The sequence below is a fragment of the Labilibaculum filiforme genome (assembly GCF_002843315.1).
GTDB lineage: Bacteria > Bacteroidota > Bacteroidia > Bacteroidales > Marinifilaceae > Labilibaculum > Labilibaculum filiforme.
Map to the genome: position 1 here is coordinate 105,324 of NZ_MVDD01000004.1, position 14,227 is coordinate 119,550.

Below are 14,227 nucleotides of genomic sequence, written 5' to 3' on the forward strand. Positions count from 1 at the left end.
CATCTTATACCTAAAAGCCACTATCCCATTTTAAAGTGTGGTATTTACCAATTTATTCCCTGTTCGTTTCCTTTCCAGATTTACTAGTGCTTAGTACTCAAGACTACTACTAGCTACCCTCTTATTATTTAGAGTTAGAATAAAAAGTGCATCATCTTCAATTAAAATAGAAGTTGGAAAACTTATTGAAGGTATATCTTGTAACATAAGACTGCACAGAAAACTCGTTAGGCGTGTTTCTTGTAACATAAGACTGCACATAAAAATCGTTAGACGTGTTTCTTGTAACATAAGATTGTACAGAAAACTCGTTAGACGTGTTTCTTATAACAAAACACCGCATAAAAAACTCGTTAGGCGTGTTTCTTGTAACATAAGACTGCACATAATAATCGTTAGACGTGTTTCTTGTAACAAAAGACTGCACAAAAACACTCATTGGATGTATTTCTTAAAGCAAAAGACTGAACAGAAAACTCGTTGAAAACCCACTACTTCCGAAAAATATACCCAAACTAGACGGACACCCGTGACACCATTAATTTTTATACTACAATAAGTAACAGTTCCGCTTTATTTTTTATTTGCAGGTTTTTCGGAAGCCATATTTGTAGGTTTCTACAAACTTCCCTATTTAAAAACTGTCTTAATTTAACCATACTAGTAATCCATAATAAAATAATATGTAAATTTATTCTGTCCTTTTCCCAATCACACTAGAAAAACAAGTAATAGCTTAAAGCTAACTATAGAAAATTTGAAAGTGCAAACAGGTCTATTGTGCTTAATTTATAAACTAAAGAAGGGTTTTTTATAATTATGAATCGATTAAATTTAATGGCAACGCTCCTATTTTGCCTAGTATTAAATGCTTGTGTACAAAAAAATACTTGCGTTCAACATGACTTAAAGTTGGAAGCAAGTACTTCACAAGATACTATTTATGAGGGCGAAAGCCTTAGCGTACGTTTATCCTTACAAGGAGTAGAGAGCGATATCTTTAAAAACAAGAAAAGTCAAGTTGCCTTTTTTGAAGATCATCAGGAAGGAAACGATTTTAGAACCTTTATTGATATTAAACCTGAATTGCTAGGAGAAAATCTTATTGGTCCTTTTAAAATTAAACTTTTGGGCAAAGAGTACCAATCGAATATATTATTAGTGGAGGTAATAAAACCGGCTAGTGAAAATGTGCAGATTGAGATGCCTAGACAAGGAGTGGTTGGGGAAAAAATCCAAATAAAAATAAGTGGTTTAATGAGTAGAGCTTATTCCATTTCTTTTATTGAAAACGACATTTTTACAATCAATAGTCAATCTCATTCCACCAGCTACCTTAATGGAAATTATACCAATGGAGCTAGCTTTACGGTAATTCTTAAGAAAAAAGGCGTGTTTCAATTGAATAAAGATTTGTTTAAAGATTTACCAGATTACGTTCAAATTGATCCTGTGCAGTTTGAAGTAAACTAGCACTTGTTACAGAGAGTAACCATCCATTAAAATTCGATACTCACTTAACAAATGCATCTAAACCTAACCTACCCAATGAAACAAGAAAAGGCTTATTTGTTATTAAATAGGCAACTTATAGATATTATAGCCAACTCGGAACGAATTCTGAATGGAAACGACTCCTCCGAAGAGCTAGAATCCTTTGCCAGATACTCTAACGAACTGAAAAGATATGTGGATGAACGAATAGAAGATGAAGCTTTTCGAAAAGCATGCAACGAAATTCCAACAATTCACTACGAACTAACACAAATTCACTTTTGGCAATATTTACTTCTGCCAGCTTGGTGGATTAGTCTTTTTATTGATTATCAGGCAAGAAAGGTGATTAAAACAAAGGTGAAAATTGCTCAAGAAAAATACCGCCGTCTTCATATTTTAGCTCAAAATCAGCTAAATTAAACGAGTAGCACCTAATACCTAACATAGCACAAAAGTTTTTTTACAACGAATATGGATAAAGCATGGAAAGAATTCAAATTTACAAGAGACAAAAGGGATTAGCTTGGTTCTATCTAATTTTCGGACTTTTTAGCATCGTAATGGGTTCTATTCTTTTAATTAAAACAGTTAAAACGGGCTTTAATACAGATTTTCCTGGAGGCAATTGGAATGCTATTATTTATTGCTTACAAGGAATCATATTCTGTACTATTGGGTATGTAATTCGAAAAAATGAAAAGTATTTTATAGAATGGGATACTGAAGAATTCAGATATCTATTTCCAAACAACCAACTTGTTGAGACAATAAAATGGTCGGAGATGAAAAGAGTTACAATAGATACATTAGAAATAAATATTGAATTAGCAGAAGATCAAAAAACAGTAAAACTTGATAATTTGCAATACAAAGAGGTACAAATAATTAAACAAAGATTTGAAGAAATAAATAAAAGATTGTGAGCAATAGAAACCGTATGATACTAAATTAATTGCACTAAAAAGAGCTTAATTATTAATGTCAATAGCTTACAAACGAAAAACTACCCTTCGCTATAATTCTACGAAAAAATGGAAATTGAAAAGTTAGAAAAACAATATCGAAAGATTAATAATAAATTGAATGGCCTAAAGGAGTTTGGAGACTCAATAATTACATATATAAGGTATAAACAAAAAGAAATAGAACTAAAAAACACTATAAATCAACTTTTAGCACCCTTACTGGAAGCAAACAATCCTGAATTTAGACAAATTGCAAATGAGAATTACGAATTACTCAAAAACCTAAATTTTCAGCTTAAAACACGCACTTTAGCCGGTTCTGTTTTTGGCTACTATTCCTCTGAACTACAAGGCAATATTAATCAAAATGGAGTTGTTTACTGTAGAACAAAAAAAAGTAATTTTCCCATTATAAACCTTTTCGCAAGCTTTGAATTTACTTCCTTATACAAAGGTGAAGTTGATTGTTTAGGTAATATAATTTTACGAACAGCAAAACTTGATGGTGCTTTCATAAAAACTATTCCCTCTACCTTTACAGGTACAATTCAAAAAAATGGAAAAGATATTTTGGTAGAAACCAATGTGTGCGACAACGATTTTACTTTAGGAGGCAAAATTATTATATATGAAATTGTTGGTAATCCATTTGGAAAACAAAATGATAAAAAAGATTTATTCTTCTCGAACAAAAAAAAGTTAGAACATATCTTATTGCAATATCGAAAGGAGCAAAAGTATTCCTCTAAATACTAATATTCCCCTTCTCTCTCTCCATTTCTTTTTTGTATCAAAATCAATAGAAAATTCTATTTTTTTCCATCTACTAATGCTCAGTCTGCCTATATTTAAATACTTTTGTTTCCTTATTTAAATGAACCTGGAACAAAGAAAAACGGTAAACGATACTACTCGAGGGGGAAAAATGGATCAGAATAAACGCAAAAATTATACACAACAATATTCTCTTAAAGACGACCCCATTCGTAAACTACTTTTCGTTTTTGCGGGTCCTGCCGTAATAGGACTTTTGGTAAATGCCCTTTATAATATTGTAGATCGCATATTTGTTGGGCAATTTGTGGGAGCAGAAGGTTTGTCGGCCGTTACATTTGTTTTTCCAATCACTATTTTCCAGTTTGCTTTTGTGCTTTTATTTGGAAGTGGTACTGGAGTTTTAATCGCTAAATATTTGGGACAAGAAAAACCAGAAGAAGCTGAAAAAGTTCTTGGCAATATGATGGCTGGACTTTTTATTACTACTATTCTTTTCACTCTTGCCGGATTTCTCTTTTATAAACCACTTTTATCTGCTTTTGGTGCTAAAGGAACACTTCTAAATTTATCGTCCGATTACCTTTTAATCATCATTATGGGTTTTCCGTTCTCTTTTTTTCTTGCTTTAGAATTTACCTGTCGTGCCGAAGGAAATCCACGTTTGCCTGCTATACTTATTCTTATCTCATCGTTAATCAATATCTGTTTAGATATTGTATTTATGAAAATATTTAAGATGGGAGTTAGTGGTGCGGCTTTGGCTACCATTATTGCGCAAGCTGTAAATTCACTTCTTATGCTCCACTATTACATAAGGGGAAAGAGTCTGGTAAAACTGGCTTGGAAAAATATCAAACTTCAAAAACACATTATTCTACCCATTCTTGCTGTTGGATTGGCTCCTTTCATTATGGATAGTGCCATGGGTATTCAAAATGCAATTGCCAATAATTTACTTCTTAAATCGGGCGGAATACACGCCGTAGCAGCAATGGGAATTATCTTTGCTGTCAATACTTTTTTTATGATGACTGCCTTGGGAACAGGAGATGGCATGCAACCCATTATTAGTTTTAATTTTGGAGCAAAACGCCCCGATCGCACTAAAAAAACTCTGGATTATGCCTTAAAAGTGGTAGGATTAGTAGCTTTACTAGGAAGCGCAATCATAGAATTATTTCCCACTCAAATCACCAGTGTTTTTATTCACAACAACGAAAATATCCTTCGCATTACTAAACCGGCATTGCTAATATTTGCCTTATCCATTCCATTTTATATGTTGCAAATTGTTATTACGCGATACTTTCAGGCCATGCATGCCAATAAAATTGCTGCATTTTTAGCCATACTTCGTCCCGTTCTTCTTTTTGTTCCGATAGTATACTTTTTAAATTGGACAAATGGCTTACAGGGAATTTGGATGGCTTTTGTACTTAGCGATAGTTTAGCTGCTTTTATCTCCTTTGGATTCGTTCGAAACTATTCCCAGAAACATCAAAATTCATCAATAACAGGTAATCGTTTCTAAGGATATCATCATCCAAATGTTGATATATTACCTCAATTCCCTTTTATATCACTTTTTAAAGAACTAACGTTTGATCTTCTTGACTTTTATATTTTGTCATTTGTACGACCGATTTATCAGTTGAAGACACAGCTGTATATTCACATGAATTTAACATATCAACACATCTTCGAAAACTACTGGGTGAAAATGGGTAACCACTGGGTTAGCTATAGGGAATGGGCTTAATGGAATTTCTTCTTCCTTTTTATCGCCATAAGCCATTCGCTCGTAAACCCATTTTCCTAATTTATAGATTAGATATTCCCCCATAATAATCGGAGAACTCATTAGGGCACCATTCACAAACTTAGTTCGGTAGCTACTTTTTCGAATTTCGACACCTTCCCAAATTTCTAAATCGGACACTTTTGCTTTTAGAGCATCTAAACGCTCTTGTTTTATTTCATCTAATTCCTGCTGATTGGCTAAAGCTTTTCCTTTTGCGTCTTTTTTAACTGCTTCTTTAAAAAAGTTATCGTACTCATCAACTAAAGCCCCAATGTATTTACTTCCATAGGCCCACTCGTTAAAATGTTTACAAACTAAATGAGAGAGTTTATCAGCTATATAATGATTGTTTAGGGCTCTTTGTAGGATTATCTTCGTTTATTATACCAATCTACATGTTTTTTATTTTCATAATATCCATACGTCTTAATTAGGGCCTCCATGAATAATTCATCATGTTTTAATAACCATACAAGTTGAGTAGTGTCATTATTTAGTAAATATCGATTCCTTGCTATAAACGTTTTAAGATTATCACCAACAGTAATACCTTTATTATCTTTCCATAGAGATAGTTTTAATGATTCACTATTTTTGTCCTTTTGGTTTATCTTTAATTTACACTCCCTTTGATAAATTTCAGGAAATTCTTTCTTATAATCTATAATCTCAGGGATTGCATATAGTTGAGTAATGAAACAGTATTCCTTATTAACAAAAATACCCAAAGGGTGTATTTCTATAGAGTTATCAGAACGAAAATACTTATGCTTTCTATCCTTTGGATTATCCATGTTAACATATAAATACTTTAGGCAGGTACTGTAATCTATTGTACGCCCAAATATCTTTCTTACTTTTTGAGCAAAAACTTCCTTGCTCGGTGTATTATAACCTTCTTCCTTTAGAGTCTCTTTCAAATAAGAAATTAAACATTCATAATCATCTTTAGTATATTTGTATGTCTCAATATCAAATGCGTTATCATACAAAGCAGATTCTCCATTTTGTAGTTGTTCCCAAAGTTTCTGTTTGAGAATCTCATTTTTCCTTAATACATTTGATTTTCTATCAGACCTCTGAAAGTCAAACATCTGAGCACCAGTCAACGAACCTATTAAAACCAATGCTATTACAAATTTCATTATTTTATTCATTGCTTTGTTTTAACTATGTGTATCCTCATATGACAATTCAGCTCCTTCGGATGAAATAATAGGCAAATGTGTTTTACCTACTACCTTATAATTTTTAGGTTTTATCAACCAAAAGGAACTATTAAACCCTGTTTTTAACTTAGGATTTGTGCATATTGTTCTTTTCCCTTTGCCATCATTAGGTGCGCCATCTGATTGATTCCCGCCTAAATAAATTAAGCTTTTTTTATCTTCAGTTTGCCCAACAACAAAGGCAACATGTGAATGAGAAAACACAATAATAGCACCAACGAATGCTTCATCCACACTATCTAATTTTATGCCTTCTTTCCATCCGTCCACATCATCCCTAAGTTCTTTAGCTGAACTTGGAGGTAACCAATCATACGCAGCAACATTAGCTATTGGATTTGTTCCCTTATATTCTTTAGTTTCTTCAAAACACCAATTTACGAAAGCAGCACACCAATTTGTCTTATTGGTTCCTGATGGGTAACTACTAGAATCGAAGTACTTGTATATTTGTTCTTTTAAAGGACTCTCAGTTTGCCTAACTCCTTTGTATAAATTCCACTCATTTATCGCAATTTCTACCCAAGGAGCCCTATCTACACTCATCCTCCTCATCTGCTCCACAAAAGCTACTGGGTGAAAATGGGTAACCACTGGGTTAGCAATAGGGAATGGGCTTAATGGAATTTCTTCTTCCTTTTTATCGCCATAAGCCATTCGCTCGTAGACCCATTTTCCTAATTTGTAGATTAGATATTCCCCCATAATAATCGGAGAACTCATAAGGGCACCATTCACAAATTTAGTTCGGTAGCTACTTTTTCGAATTTCGACACCTTCCCAAATTTCTAAATCGGACACTTTTGCTTTTAGAGCATCTAAACGCTCCTGTTTTATTTCATCTAATTCTTTCTGATTGGCTAAAGCTTTTCCTTTTGCGTCTTTTTTAACTGCTTCTTTAAAAAAGTTATCGTACTCATCAACTAAAGCCCCAATGTATTTACTAGCCACCCAATATTGACAACCTTGCTAATACAGTAATTATTTTTTTAATCTAGAGTAAGCTCTATTGGAGCTAAAAATTCTTTTTTCACATAGCCAACAACCACTTTCCCATAGTTGTTATTGTATTGAACTTTACACCATTCTTCCTCTTTGCATATTAGAGTGACTATATTACCATAATCAAACAAGGCGATAGGCTCCGAAAATTCAGAAAGCTTTGCATATACAGGTACAGAATTACAGTTTATAAAAGTGAAATCACCAACTTTGGCTGGAATAAACTTTACCAAAATACTGCATTGTGGTTTGTACAAACTATCCACCCTGTTCCATTTTAATAAAAAATCCTCTAGCTTATTAGTAGATTGTATAGAAGTATAATAATAAACGTCAGAATCCTTTTTAATTATGGATGATTGACCAAAAATCTCTGATAAAAAAATATGTTTTAACAAGTATTCATCTGGAGTATACATCTTTTGTTTAAAATCAAACAAGATAGTAGCTCCCTCTTTATCAAAGAGATGATATATAGAATAACCTTCATCATAAGATGAAGTGAAAAAACTACATCGTATAGCACCACCTTCAGTATTAAAGTAGCTTGTATTAACAGCATCCGTATCACTTGACCAAAGATGGTATTTTCTTAAGTTACCTGATTCATCAAAATAAAAAATATATTCGTTCTCAACTGAAGCACCTTGACTACTCTGGGCTTTGTAACCATAATCATCTCCGTTAATAGCTTTATAAAGCGTCATACTATCAATTTCATCTACTTGTCTTTTATTTTCCCTTAATAAGGAGTCAAGCTCGTTGGCATAAGCTCCACTTCCTAGAACTTGGGCATTTGCCATAAAACAAATGCACAGTCCAAAGATTACAATTGCTATTTTCTTCATTGTTCTTTGATTTAAATATTCATATACATGTTGGCAAAGTCTACTTCATTATTAAACCACGTATTGAAATCACGGATTTTTTGGAAAGATTCATCTGTAGAGATAGCTGTACCATCAATACAGCAATCTATAAAATCTTGAATTTTTGTATTACTTATATCTGAATTAGCTTCCGTAAGTATTCGTTCTGCATCAACCAAACTACTGTGTTCACAATAATAATGTGCCCTAATTAAAGCTCTTATGCCAGTTTTCGTGCAATTTCCGATATCTCCGTCTATGCTAAAGTTATTTATGTTAAAATTAAAGAATGAATTAAAAGTTGTTTGCTCACTTGCTCCATAGGTAAATATTTCAGGAGCAAAACGTTCCTTATTGACCAAAATAAATTTAATTTTCATCTGCAAACGAACATCGTCTTTTCCAGATAGATTCGCCATATACGGACAAATGTAACGAATCAATCCAGTATCGGGGTGCAAATCATCTGAAATAAGATAAGGTATATTCGAAAGTAAGAGATTGTTAGAGTACGGGAAGCTTTTTATAGCAAAACAAGTCTTGTAATCAATACTATTTACATTTAGTCTACATCCTTTAAAGGAAGGGACTCCATTGGGCTCGTTACAATAGACCGATCTACATGGCATAATTAATGGGAGTCTATTTCCCTGAAACAAAAAAGCATTAGCACCTGTAGGTGCAGTATAAGTAGCTCCTTCTGGTGGATTCATATTTTCCACCTCACTAAAGTCGACCTTATTTGAATTTAAAACACCTAAGGTGCCTGTCAGGCTTGTAATGGTAGGATAATATTCAAGATGCAAATGGTAAGGCTCACCATTGAAATAACTTGTCGCACTCCTTGTTAAACCGCAAGTGCCAATTATTTCCCCACACATCACCCAATCTTTAGGTGTCGTCTCCTCATCTAGATGGGCATAATGAAATGCTGGTTCACCAATCCCTCCCAAACGCACAAACGCTCGATGACCAAAATCTCCACCCGTATGCTTAGAAAGCACTCCAGCATGAATAGCGTAAGCATCATTATGCCCTTCCTCTCCTGAGTAAAGATCAACCCCCGTATGTCGTCTAGTACCTCTAGGGTGAGGCGGTGTGTTCGAAAACGTTCCATAATACGGCCCACTACCAATAGTATGTTTTGAAGGAATATGCATATTCAAGCCCTTTACCCAGTGATTGTTACACTTCATATTTACAAATGACATATTATTGCTACGTTGCCCTTCATCAGGATCAGGATCCTCTATTCCATCATAAACCGGTTGACACCATTGCATTCCAAACAATACAAAATGAGGATCGGTAAAAGGTACAATACTCGGATTAAAAAAAACCGACATAATTGAGTTGAAGTCAATTTCTAAACGACTGTCATCGTTAAATGTAGCGGTGGAGTTTTTAATGACAATGGTTTCCGATACTTTAAATTCTGTATTGGAGTCACTAGGCTCGGGTGCTGTTGGAAAAGAATAACCTGGAATAGTTGAAGTATTTTGGTTCTGTCTCATCACTTGTTTTTGAGCTTCCCATCCCCAGTTTCCATTCCATTCGTTATTTTGTCCATTGGTATTCCAAACTATTTTAAATTGTGGAGCCTCAAGTAGAGGTATCATAGGGGTTCCGTATCCAAAATGATTACGTCTTACAGGATTTGTTCGTGAATCTCCTTTTATCTCTTCCAAAAATATAGGCACATCCCAAAAACCAACTTCAACCGAGACTTCATTTCCATCAAAAAAATTCTGAGGTATTCTTAAATTCAATATTCCATCAGTATCGGTTTTATAATGGCTATTATACTCCTTCGTTATAAGGGTGTAATAATTCTCTGCTGGAGTAGGACTATCTGCGGAGAGCAAGGGAACTTCATCATTAGCTCTATTCTCCCAATAACTATTAAATGCAGAAATAGCTGTAGTATCATAAGATGTTAGTTCTGTTTCCGTAAAACCTAATCTTTTAAGTGCTTTTAGGGAATTTACAAGACCATTGGTTCCTTCAAGGTACTGATCTTCCCTTTCAAATTCAACATCTATAACCGCTTCTCCTTTTCTAATAATTAATCGCTTCACTCGACTATTGGCAATTGCTTCACCAGAACGACAATCTAATAGTTTTACTCTTACAAATTCGTATTGTACATCTTGTACTAAAACTTCTGATTCTGTATTTAACTGCACAGCAATTTGTGTCATTCTTAGATGTTTTAGATGGTTATTTTATATTTTCCTAATTTTAGTTCTTCAACCAATACATACCCATTGTCATCTGAAGTTAAATTTTCTTCAATACCTGTAGGATGATGCAGAACACAGTTTGTATTGCAAAGAATCTCACCTGTACTTTCGACCTTAAGCCTTGTTTTTAACCATGTATATATAGAAATTTCATTGCTTTCCGAACTTGATGTATTGGTAGTACAACCTTTAAAAATAATTTTTGGTTCAATGTAATCTGAAGATTCTTCCTCGTCTTCATTTGTTTGATTCCTCTCATTTAATTTATATGCAACCTTCCACGATGCAACTATTTGTTGATTTTCAACTTTTGCCGATACTGATTTGATTTCTTTATCTTCATTTGTACGCTCACAAATAGCTAAACGTACTATTTCTCCATTCTCTGCACCCGACACATCTGCGGTAAGTTCAATGGTCGTATCGACAATAGCCTTATTTATAACTATTCCTTCATGTTTCCATTGAAGGTTTGTTAAAGATAAAGTATCATTCTCTGCCTCACTTCTTACCTGAGCCATATTGGTTGCCGATTCTCTTAAGTCCGCCGATCGACCTCGTAGGGCAGCACCAAGCCGGTCAGTAATCCTTATTTCGGGAAAAGGAATTTCCTGAATTGGACTGGTTACTTGGGGGTTGGGGGTAGAGGTGCTGATGAGAATGTTGGCTTCGCCAGACATTACGATGCCACCATGAGCGGTCATATCGCCCTGACAAACAACGGGTACGCCATTAATTAAAACGGATGGATTTCCTTGAGCGACTACATCGGGTGGGCCAACACAAACACACATATCGCCCATTAGAGCGGCAGGTTTTCCGTTGATTAATACATTGGGTGCTCCGGGACCTGCTATTGGTCCACCTACATGGGGCACAAGTCCACTGCACATCGGACAAACGTGCATACTACCTACTGTTGCAATTGGTTTTCCTGCCATAATACTTTTCTATTTAACTTAGGGTGCAAGATCGATTATAAATTCTGATAACTCCAACATCTTCTCTCGGCGATTATCTAATAATCAATAACAAAAAATCTAAAGTAAGATATCTATCTGTCATAACAAAATTAAAATTGTATTAAGAATTGGCTTTTTACTCAAAAAATCCTTTATAAGTAGCGTAATCACTACAAAAAATAAAATCGCAGCGTATTAGCACACAAGAAATACAGACTGTCAAAATCAGGTTTTTCAGTAGTTATCAACTATGACAATAAAAAAGACGCAAGAAAAAATAGAACTAAACATATATCAAAAAATACTCTTTTAACATATCTAAACAATAAAAACAAAATACAAAACTATTGCATTCCCGATTTTGCTCAAAATCTATATTTCCCCACAGCCAATGCTTACATCCCGATTTTCTCGTCATACATCGAAAAAATTATGCTTATCTGTATCTGAAATTTTATCTTTGAAACCATACTACCAAGCTATTTTGGTTTTACATTGAAATAATAAAAATATCTATTCAACTAACTTTAATGAAAATGAATTTTAAACAAGTAGGAAAAGTATTGCTTGTAGCTGCTTTTACCACCACACTATGTTTGCAGGTAAGCGCACAGGTGAGTTACAAAAGTCGAGAAGAAATTCCAGAAAAATACAAATGGAATTTTACGGACATTTACGAAAACTGGGAAGATTGGGAAGCTGACTTTAAGGCTATTGAAGCCGATATGCAGAAAATTGTATCGTATAAAGGAACGCTTGGAAAAAGCGCTAGCAACCTTTTAAAATTGATGCATACGCAGGAGAGCTTAATGAAGAAAGCCTATAAGGTATATCAATTTGTTTCCTTTCAAAGTACGGTGGATACCCGAAATATGGAATTGCAGGCAAAACTTCAACAAGTTGGTCTTTTGTTTGCAGGTTTTGGTCCCGTTACGGCTTGGATTTCTCCGGAAATGATTGCAATTCCTGAAACTACCATGAAGGAGTGGATTGCGACCAACAAGGACTTAAAAGTATATGAGTTCGAATTACTAGATATGTATCGCTTACAAAAGCATGTGTTGAATGAAGAATTAGGAAAATTGGTATCCTATTTCTCTCAGGTTTCAGGAAATCCAGGATCGGTATTTGAAGCTTTATCGACTACCGATATCGAATTTCAGGAAGTGGAACTATCTGATGGCTCTAAAGTTACAGTAACACCTGGCGTTTACGCTCAAATTACCAGTTCGAATGCAAGAACTCAAGAGGATCGTAAAAAAGTTAATGAGGCACTTTACGATGTGTACTTCAGGAATAAAAACACTTACGCTGCCATTTATAACGGCATTGTTCAATCGGAATGGGCAAATGCTCGTGCTCGTAATTACGAATCGTGTTTAGATGCTTCTTTGGAAGGAAACAATATTCCAAAAGATGTGTATGTAAACCTAATTAAAACGGTTAAAGAAAATACTGCTCCGGTACAGAAATATTACCAACTTCGTAAAAAAGTTTTAGGACTGGAAAAATATTATGGTTTCGATGGATCCATCAGCTTGGTAGATTTCGATAAAAAATATCCATACGACGACGCGGTGAAAATTGTCACAGAATCGGTACTACCGTTGGGAAAAGAATATCAAGGAAAATTAAAAACTGCAACCGCAAGTGGTTGGTTGGATGTTTACGAAAACCCTGGAAAACGTTCGGGAGCATTTTCGGCAGGAGTTTACGGTGTTCATCCATACATGCTATTAAATTACGACGAAACTCTTGAGTATGTTTTCACCTTGGCACATGAGTTGGGACACACCATGCACACCACATTAGCTAACGAAACACAGCCATTTACCACTTCGAATTACACTATTTTCGTAGCCGAGGTTGCTTCTACCTTTAACGAGCGCTTGTTGTTGGATTATATGATGAATACCACCAAAGACCCTAATGAACGTATTGCTTTATTAACGCAGTCCATAGAAGGTATTATTGGTACTTTTTTCGCTCAAACAATGTTTGCCGATTACGAATATCAAGTACATACTATGGTTGAGAAAGGAATGCCAATTAATGCAGAAATCTTAACCGATACTTGGGGAACAATTGCCAACCAGTATTATGGCGATGTAACGGAAAAAACACAATATTCGAACTACCCATGGACAAGAATTCCTCATTTTTACAACTCTCCTTACTATGTGTACCAATATGCTACTTGTTTTGCATCATCGGCTAAACTATACAAAGATGTAACCGAGGGAAGTGAAACAGAGAAACAGGAAGCCTTAAAAAGATACATCACCCTATTGCAATCGGGTGGTAATGATTTTCCAATGGAACAATTGAAAAAAGCTGGTGTTGATTTATCGAAACCAGAAGCAATGCTAGCTGTAATTAATCAATTGGATAAGTTGGTTGATGAATTAGCTATCGAAATTGAAAAGCTTAAGAAATAAATCCCATTAATATCATAATAAAGGCAGTTCTACATTGGGACTGCCTTTTTTTTATTAAAATTATTTAGACTTTTTAAATAACCTGTTTCTGATTTTAAAAACCGAATAATATATAGATATTTCGGAGCACCTCTTCCCTCTTACTTAAATCACTAAAAACAATATTTATAAGCCTATTTTTCGTATAAAAAAGAGAAAGTAAAACACCACAAAATTTAATATCCCCATATTCCTGATCGAAATAAAGGCATAGTTAATTTAACAAAAATTAAACATTTGAAATGAAATAATACATACGATTAGGCGTTTTAATTTTTTACCATACTTCGATATAGCGTCTATTTAAACAAAATACAAACATGCAAATAGTTTGTGCTGATAAAATCGAAACATGGTAAATCTATTACAAAAAAAATTGGGGAAATTTTGTAAATAATTAACGAT

The 14,227-nt window shown here is 34.3% G+C and carries 12 protein-coding genes; 6 read left to right on the forward strand and 6 right to left on the reverse strand.

The annotated features are described in order from the left end of the window. Positions 1-819 precede the first annotated feature (819 nt). The 5 genes from BZG02_RS07255 to BZG02_RS07275 all read left to right on the forward strand — a co-directional run bounded on the left by BZG02_RS07255 (position 820) and on the right by BZG02_RS07275 (position 4,770). Positions 820-1,473, forward strand: a complete 654-nt coding sequence (locus tag BZG02_RS07255) for a hypothetical protein (protein WP_101260757.1) — start codon at positions 820-822, stop codon at positions 1,471-1,473. 75 nt (positions 1,474-1,548) lie between these two features. Then, positions 1,549-1,917 carry a hypothetical protein gene (locus BZG02_RS07260; protein WP_101260758.1) on the forward strand — a complete coding sequence of 123 codons (369 nt, stop codon included), beginning with the start codon at positions 1,549-1,551 and terminating at the stop codon, positions 1,915-1,917. 62 nt (positions 1,918-1,979) lie between these two features. Next, positions 1,980-2,420 carry a hypothetical protein gene (locus BZG02_RS07265; protein ID WP_101260759.1) on the forward strand — a complete coding sequence of 147 codons (441 nt, stop codon included), beginning with the start codon at positions 1,980-1,982 and terminating at the stop codon, positions 2,418-2,420. A 108-nt stretch (positions 2,421-2,528) separates the two neighbouring features. Continuing rightward, positions 2,529-3,218: a hypothetical protein gene (locus tag BZG02_RS07270; protein WP_101260760.1), complete on the forward strand. Its 690-nt coding sequence runs from the start codon at positions 2,529-2,531 to the stop codon at positions 3,216-3,218. Positions 3,219-3,336: 118 nt separating this feature from the next. After that, positions 3,337-4,770, forward strand: a complete 1,434-nt coding sequence (locus BZG02_RS07275; protein ID WP_101260761.1) for an MATE family efflux transporter — start codon at positions 3,337-3,339, stop codon at positions 4,768-4,770. 150 nt (positions 4,771-4,920) lie between these two features. On the opposite strand, the gene BZG02_RS07280 is transcribed toward BZG02_RS07275, so the two are convergent. The 6 genes from BZG02_RS07280 to BZG02_RS07305 form a co-directional block, all read right to left on the reverse strand. Further along, positions 4,921-5,178: a hypothetical protein gene (locus tag BZG02_RS07280; RefSeq protein WP_101260762.1), complete on the reverse strand. Its 258-nt coding sequence runs from the start codon at positions 5,176-5,178 to the stop codon at positions 4,921-4,923. A 230-nt stretch (positions 5,179-5,408) separates the two neighbouring features. Then, complete coding sequence (locus BZG02_RS07285) at positions 5,409-6,197, reverse strand: hypothetical protein (protein WP_101260763.1); 789 nt, start codon at positions 6,195-6,197, stop codon at positions 5,409-5,411. Positions 6,198-6,206: 9 nt separating this feature from the next. Beyond that, positions 6,207-7,220, reverse strand: a complete 1,014-nt coding sequence (locus BZG02_RS07290; RefSeq protein WP_101260764.1) for a CHAP domain-containing protein — start codon at positions 7,218-7,220, stop codon at positions 6,207-6,209. 38 nt (positions 7,221-7,258) lie between these two features. Next, positions 7,259-8,119 (reverse strand): SH3 domain-containing protein, encoded by an 861-nt coding sequence (locus BZG02_RS07295; protein ID WP_101260765.1) that lies wholly within the window; start codon positions 8,117-8,119, stop codon positions 7,259-7,261. Positions 8,120-8,130: 11 nt separating this feature from the next. Then, complete coding sequence (locus BZG02_RS07300; protein ID WP_101260766.1) at positions 8,131-10,341, reverse strand: M23 family metallopeptidase; 2,211 nt, start codon at positions 10,339-10,341, stop codon at positions 8,131-8,133. 11 nt (positions 10,342-10,352) lie between these two features. Beyond that, positions 10,353-11,324 carry a PAAR domain-containing protein gene (locus BZG02_RS07305; RefSeq protein ID WP_101260767.1) on the reverse strand — a complete coding sequence of 324 codons (972 nt, stop codon included), beginning with the start codon at positions 11,322-11,324 and terminating at the stop codon, positions 10,353-10,355. Positions 11,325-11,881: 557 nt separating this feature from the next. Between BZG02_RS07305 and pepF the strand changes: the two genes are divergently transcribed. Then, positions 11,882-13,783, forward strand: a complete 1,902-nt coding sequence (gene pepF, locus BZG02_RS07310) for an oligoendopeptidase F (protein WP_101260939.1) — start codon at positions 11,882-11,884, stop codon at positions 13,781-13,783. The last annotated feature ends 444 nt before the right edge of the window (positions 13,784-14,227 follow it).

Coding starts and splice junctions, on each gene's coding strand:
- BZG02_RS07255 (WP_101260757.1), top strand. CDS start 820: ATGAATCGATTAAATTTAATGGCAACGCTCCTATTTTGCCTAGTATTA.
- BZG02_RS07260 (WP_101260758.1), top strand. CDS start 1,549: ATGAAACAAGAAAAGGCTTATTTGTTATTAAATAGGCAACTTATAGAT.
- BZG02_RS07265 (WP_101260759.1), top strand. CDS start 1,980: ATGGAAAGAATTCAAATTTACAAGAGACAAAAGGGATTAGCTTGGTTC.
- BZG02_RS07270 (WP_101260760.1), top strand. CDS start 2,529: ATGGAAATTGAAAAGTTAGAAAAACAATATCGAAAGATTAATAATAAA.
- BZG02_RS07275 (WP_101260761.1), top strand. CDS start 3,337: ATGAACCTGGAACAAAGAAAAACGGTAAACGATACTACTCGAGGGGGA.
- BZG02_RS07285 (WP_101260763.1), bottom strand. CDS start 6,197: ATGAATAAAATAATGAAATTTGTAATAGCATTGGTTTTAATAGGTTCG.
- BZG02_RS07295 (WP_101260765.1), bottom strand. CDS start 8,119: ATGAAGAAAATAGCAATTGTAATCTTTGGACTGTGCATTTGTTTTATG.
- BZG02_RS07300 (WP_101260766.1), bottom strand. CDS start 10,341: ATGACACAAATTGCTGTGCAGTTAAATACAGAATCAGAAGTTTTAGTA.
- BZG02_RS07305 (WP_101260767.1), bottom strand. CDS start 11,324: ATGGCAGGAAAACCAATTGCAACAGTAGGTAGTATGCACGTTTGTCCG.
- pepF (WP_101260939.1), top strand. CDS start 11,882: ATGAATTTTAAACAAGTAGGAAAAGTATTGCTTGTAGCTGCTTTTACC.